A 5,715-nucleotide genomic window follows, 5' to 3' on the forward strand; every position below is an offset into this window, starting at 1 on the left:
CGGTGGGGTCCGGCAGCGCGGGCGTCGGCCGCGCGGGCGCCGACGGCGGACCGGCCGGCGGGGCGGGTGGCGGGGCGGACGTCGTCCAGCGCACCGTTCGCCAGGACGGTCCGGCGAGCTCAGGCTCCACGGACGCGGGTCCGGGCAGCACGGACGCAGGGTCCGCCAGCACGGACGCGGGCCCGGGCAGCGCGGGCGGCCGCGGAGGGTGGTCGACCGCGGACGACTCCGCCGTCGCGCACGCCGCCCTCGACCCGACGTCGTCGTCGACTGTGCCGATGACTGTGGCGACGACCGTGCCGACGACCGGACCCGGCGACACCCCACCGTCGCCCGGCCTCGACTTGGCCACGCGTCCCACGACCGTCCCGGCGACCAGCGGCGGCTCCGGGTCGTCGGCCGACGCGGGCGCCCGCGCGACCGGCTCGTCGGCGGGTCTGTCGTCCGGCCCGTCGTCTGCCTCGTGGCCCGACCTCCCGACCGGCCCCGCGCCGTCCCTCGTCACCGTGTCCCGCAGCACCCACCCGCCCACCGGCGCGGCCGTCCCGCCCGCCCACGCGCTCGGCGCCCACGCGCCCGGCACACCGCCCGTCGCCCTCTCCGCCCCGCGCGCCGCGGCCGGGCACACGCCCCTCACCCTCGCCCCGGCGGCCGACCTGCCGACGCTCGACGCGACGACCCCGACGTCGCTCGACCCCGCGGGACCGGCGCTGCTGACGTCGGGCCCCGGAGCCCTCGCGACCCTCCCCGTCGTGCAGCGCCGCACGGAACCGGTCGTCGCGCCGCAGCCTCCCGCGCCGCCCGACGTCCCGACGGCACCGGTGCAGCGCGCCGAGGACGGCGCCCCGATCGCGTCGGCCCCGCCCGTGGCGCTCGACGCCGCGTCCGGTACGGCGGCGGCGGGCGCGTCGGCGTCGATGTTCGCGGCGGCGTCGCCGGCGGACCTCGACGAGCTCGCCCGCAAGCTCATGCCGCCGCTCATGCGCCGCGTGCGCGGCCAGCTCCTCGTGGACCGCGAGCGCCGCGGCATCCGGACCGACCGATGACCCGCCCGACCACCTGCCCGACCACCCGCCCGACGTCCGGAAGGAGGCGACGATGACGATGCTCGAGGACACCGCCACCGCGGTCGGCCTGCAGTACCACGTGGCCGTCGACGACCACGACCTCGGCACGTTCGCGTCGTGCGAGGGCCTGGGCGTCGAGGTCGTCATGGAGAGCCGCGAGGAGGGCGGGTTCAACACGGGGATCTGGCAGCTGCCGACCCGCGTCAAGTACCCGAACGTCAAGCTCACGCGGCCGCTCGGCAAGGAGACCGAGGCCGTCATGGCGTGGCTGTCGACGGTGAGCCAGGGGCTGCGCGCGACGACGGCGAGCATCGAGGCCCGCACGACGGACGGCACGAAGGTCGTGCGGTGGACGCTGCAGGGCGTCGTCCCGGTCCGCTGGACGGGGCCCTCGCTGACCCCGGACACGACGAAGGTCGTCACGGAGACCCTCGAGCTCGCGCACCACGGCTTCGGGAAGGGGGGCTGACCGATGGGGACGTCCGCGACGGGGTTCAACGCGAGCGCCGCGACGGCCGCGCCGAGCGGTGCGGCGACGCTGACGCACGCGAAGCTCGAGCTGCACGAGCCGTCGCTCGACGGCGCGCTCGACAAGCCGGGGCCGGTGATCGGGTCGATCGACTTCCAGTTCAACCCGAAGGAGCTGACGCTCGCGAAGTCGGCGAAGTGGACCCGCCCGACGACGCGCGGCAGCACGAAGTCGAGCCCGCCGCAGTACCAGGGGCCGCAGCCGTCGAAGCTGACGCTGGAGATGTTCCTCGACGAGTCGGTGTTCTTCGACCCGAGCAAGAAGCAGGACGGCTACGTCGTGAAGACGGTCGAGAAGCTGTTCAGCTGCTGCATCCCGACGGACGCGTCGCACGGGCAGAAGAAGGACTCGCCGCCGTGGGTCAAGTTCGCGTGGGGCGGCCTGACGGGGTTCCTCGCGTACATCGAGTCGGTCTCGGTGAAGTACACGCTGTTCACGCCTGCGGGGCTGCCGGTGCGGGCGGTCGCGACAGTGACGCTGCAGGAGCTCGCGGGCGAGCCGCCGGGGACGAACCCGACGTCGGGCGGCCGGGTGCCGCACCGCGAGCACGTCGTCGTGCAGGGCGACAGCCTGCCGGGGGTCGCGTACGCCGAGTACGGCGACGCGGCGCTGTGGCGGGCGGTCGCGGACGTCAACGGCATCGACGACCCGACGCGGCTGCGCCCGGGGCAGCGGCTGCTGCTGCCCACGGCCGACGAGCTGCAGCGCACCGCGGCGCCGACGACACGTCCCCGTCCGCGCCCGCAGGGTGCCGCGCCCGCACGCCGGGAGGTGGTCGCCGGTGCCGTTCGGTGAGGAGCACTCCGCGACCCTGCTCGTCGAGGTCGACGGCGCGCCGCTGCCCGCGGACGTCGCGCCCCTCATGGTCTCGGGGTACGTGGACAGCGCGCGCAGCGTGCCGGACCTGTTCGTCCTGCGGTTCAGCGACGAGCACGGCACGGTCCTCGCGAAGGGCGGCTTCACGATCGGCGCGAAGGTGAAGCTGCAGGTGCAGGCGAGCGGTCCGGGCGGTCCGACGCCGTTGCTGGAGGGCGAGGTCACGGCCGTCGAGGCGGAGCTCGACCCGGAGGGCTTCCACACCGTGGTGCGCGGGTTCGACGCGTCGCACCGCCTGTTCCGGGGCCGCCGCATGGAGGCGTACCGGGAGATGACGGTCGGGGAGATCACCCAGAAGGTCGGGCAGCGCGCGGGGCTGCGGGTCGCGGAGGTCGTCTCGACGGGCCCGCAGATCGAGCACGCGGTGCAGGACGACGTCGACGACTGGACGTTCCTGTCGTCGCTCGCCGCACAGCGCGGCTGGGTGCTGCGGGTCGTCGCGGGCGCCCTGCACCTCACCGAGCCGGTCCAGGCCACTGAGGCGCCGGCGACGGGCGACGAGGCCCGCAAGAACCCGCTGGTCCTGGAGAAGGGCGTCAACCTGCAGTGGCTGCGCGCGACCGTGACGGCGGCCGGGCAGGTGCCGGAGGTCGAGGTCCGCGGCTGGGACGTGCAGCAGAAGAAGGCGGTCGTCGCGACGGTGCCCGGCAAGACGACGGGTGCGCAGCTCGCCGACGCGGACCCCGCGAAGCTCGCGAAGACGTTCGGCAGCCCGACGCTCGTCCAGTCGGCACCGGGCCTCTCGCTCATGCAGGACGTGCGCCTGCGGGCGGTCGCGCTCGCGGACCGGGTCGCGGGCGGGTTCGCGGAGCTCGAGGGCGCGGCGCACGGCAACCCGGCGATGCTCGCGGGCGAGGCGGTCGCGGTGCGCGGGCTGGGCAGCCCGTTCGACGGGCGCTACGTGCTCACGGCCGTGCGGCACGACTTCGACGCGGAGCAGGGGTACGTCACGTCGTTCACCGTCGCGGGCGTCTCGGAGCGGTCGCTGCTCGGCACGGTCGTCGGGTCGGCCGGGACGTCCGGCACGGGCGGCGGCGGGGGCGCGGGCGGGACCGCGGGACGCGCCCCGACGCTGGGTGTGCTCACGGCGATCGTCACCGACGCGAAGGACCCGTTGGACCTGGCGCGCGTGCGGGTCACGATCCCCGTCCTGTCCGACACGTACGAGTCGGGCTGGGCGCGCGTGCTGCAGCAGGGCGCGGGCGCGGCGCGCGGCACGTACCTGCTGCCGGAGGTCGGGGACGAGGTGCTGGTCGCGTTCGCGGAGGGCGACCTCGCGCAGCCGTTCGTCCTCGGCGGGCTCTACAACGGCAAGGACAAGCCCGAGGCCGGCCAGGTCGGCGGGTCCGACGGGAAGATCGAGAAGCGGGTGTTCGTGTCCCGCACCGGCATGCGCGTCGAGCACCTGGAGTCGCCCAACGGCGAGGAGCTGACGATCTCGACGAACGCCGGCAAGCAGAAGGTCCGCCTCGTCCAGAAGCCCGACGCCGCGATCGAGATCATCTCCGAGGGTCCCGTCACCGTCACCGCGAAGAAGGCCGTCACCGTCACCGCGCAGCAGGACGTGTCGGTGACGACGCAGACCGGTGCGGTCACCGTGAAGGGCGCCGACGTGACCCTCGAGGGCTCGAAGTCGGTCGTCGTGAAGAGCCCCAAGCTCACGCTCGAGGGCACCGCGACCGCCGAGCTCAAGGGGGCGTCCGTCAAGGTCGCCGCGCAGGGGCAGGCCGAGCTGTCCTCGACCGGCATGACGACCGTCCGCGGCTCGCTCGTGAAGATCAACTGACGGGAGGCGCGACGTGGGTCAGGAGTTCATCGGCGCCGGGTGGGCCTTCCCCGTCCGGACGGACCCGACGGGCCGCATCGCGCTGTCCCGCGAGGGCCGGGAGATCGAGGAGAGCATCCGGCTGATCCTCGCGACCTCCCCCGGCGAGCGGCCCATGCGCCCCGAGTTCGGGTGCGCGGTGCACGACTACGTGTTCGCGCCCGCCGACGCGTCGACCGCCGGGTCCATCGCCGACGCCGTGCGCGTCGCGCTCGACCGGTGGGAGCCGCGCATCGACCTGCGCGACGTGCTGGTGCGCTACGACCAGGTCGAGCGCGGGCTGCTCTACATCGACGTCGTCTACGCGCTGCGCGGCACGAACGACCCGCGCAACCTCGTCTTCCCCTTCTACACGATCCCCGACGAGCGTCCCGGCACCCCCGCGGGCACGGGCGGCTCCGGGCCGACGAGCGGAGGCGCCTGACGTGCTGCCCACCCCGAACCTCGACGACCGCCGGTTCCAGGACCTGGTCGACGACGCCAAGCGCATGGTGCAGCGACGCTGCCCCGAGTGGACCGACCACAACGTGTCGGACCCGGGCGTGACGCTCATCGAGACCGTCGCCTTCATGGCCGACGAGCTGTTCTACCGGCTCAACCGCGTGCCCGACCGGCTCTACGTCTCGTTCCTCGACCTGCTGGGCGTGCGCCTGCACCCCGCCGGGGCCGCGACCGTCGACGTGACGATGTGGCTGTCTGCCCCGCAGGACGACACCGTCGTCGTCCCCGAGGGCACCGAGGCCGCGACCGCACGCGCCGAGGGCGACGAGGCCGTCGTCTTCACGACCACCGCGGCGCTGCGCGTCCCGCCGCGCCGGCTCGTGCACGTCCTCACGCAGCGCCCCGGCGGCGACGCCGTCCCGCACGACGAGCAGCTCTCGTTCCGCGACCCGTTCCCCGTGTTCGCCGACGTCCCGCAGCTCGACGACGTGCTGCTGCTCGGCCTCGACGACGCCGCGCCGTCGTGCGTCGTGGTCCTGCGCTTCGACTCGGACGTGCAGGGCGTCGGCGTCGACCCGCGGCACCCGCCGATCGTCTGGGAGGCGTGGGACGGGCGCGCGTGGGTGTCGTGCGACGTCGACTCCGACGGCACGGGCGGCCTCAACCGGCCCGGCGACGTCGTGCTGCACGTCCCGGCGACCCACACCGCGTCGGTCCTGGCCGACCGGCGCGCGGGCTGGCTGCGGTGCCGTGTCGTGCCGCCCGACACCGACTACACCGGCTACTCGGCGTCCCCGACGGTCCGCGAGGCGAGCGCGTTCACCATCGGCGGGACGGTCGCCGCCGTGCACGCGTCGACCGTCCTCGACGAGGTCGTCGGGCTGTCCGAGGGCGTTCCCGGGCAGGTCTTCCCCCTGGAGCACCGGCCCGTCGTCGCCGGCCCGCCCCTCACGCTCGACGTCGCCGCCGGGCCCGGC

General features: G+C 74.9%; 6 protein-coding genes. All 6 read left to right on the forward strand.

The genetic code is table 11. The features are described 5' to 3' along the window. Nucleotides 1–278 precede the first annotated feature (278 nt). Nucleotides 279–1,046 carry a hypothetical protein gene (locus tag CBZ_RS16000; protein WP_130782491.1) on the forward strand — a complete coding sequence of 256 codons (768 nt, stop codon included), beginning with the start codon at nt 279–281 and terminating at the stop codon, nt 1,044–1,046. 52 nt (nt 1,047–1,098) lie between these two features. After that, the gene (locus CBZ_RS16005) at nt 1,099–1,536 is read left to right on the forward strand and encodes a phage tail protein (protein WP_130782492.1); all 438 of its coding nucleotides are present in this window, start codon (nt 1,099–1,101) and stop codon (nt 1,534–1,536) included. A 3-nt stretch (nt 1,537–1,539) separates the two neighbouring features. Then, a complete protein-coding gene (locus CBZ_RS16010; protein WP_165446813.1) occupies nt 1,540–2,391 on the forward strand; it encodes a CIS tube protein in 852 nt (283 codons plus the stop codon). Then, a complete protein-coding gene (locus CBZ_RS16015; protein WP_130782493.1) occupies nt 2,378–4,258 on the forward strand; it encodes a VgrG-related protein in 1,881 nt (626 codons plus the stop codon). The genes CBZ_RS16010 and CBZ_RS16015 overlap by 14 nt, the downstream gene beginning before the upstream one ends. Before the next feature lie 13 nt (nt 4,259–4,271). After that, nucleotides 4,272–4,721, forward strand: a complete 450-nt coding sequence (locus CBZ_RS16020; RefSeq protein WP_130782494.1) for a GPW/gp25 family protein — start codon at nt 4,272–4,274, stop codon at nt 4,719–4,721. Between the two features lies 1 nt (nt 4,722). Then, on the forward strand, nt 4,723–5,715 hold a 993-nt coding region (locus tag CBZ_RS16025), incomplete at its 3' end, for a putative baseplate assembly protein (protein ID WP_130782495.1).

This window comes from Cellulomonas biazotea, assembly GCF_004306155.1.
Classification (GTDB): domain Bacteria; phylum Actinomycetota; class Actinomycetes; order Actinomycetales; family Cellulomonadaceae; genus Cellulomonas; species Cellulomonas biazotea.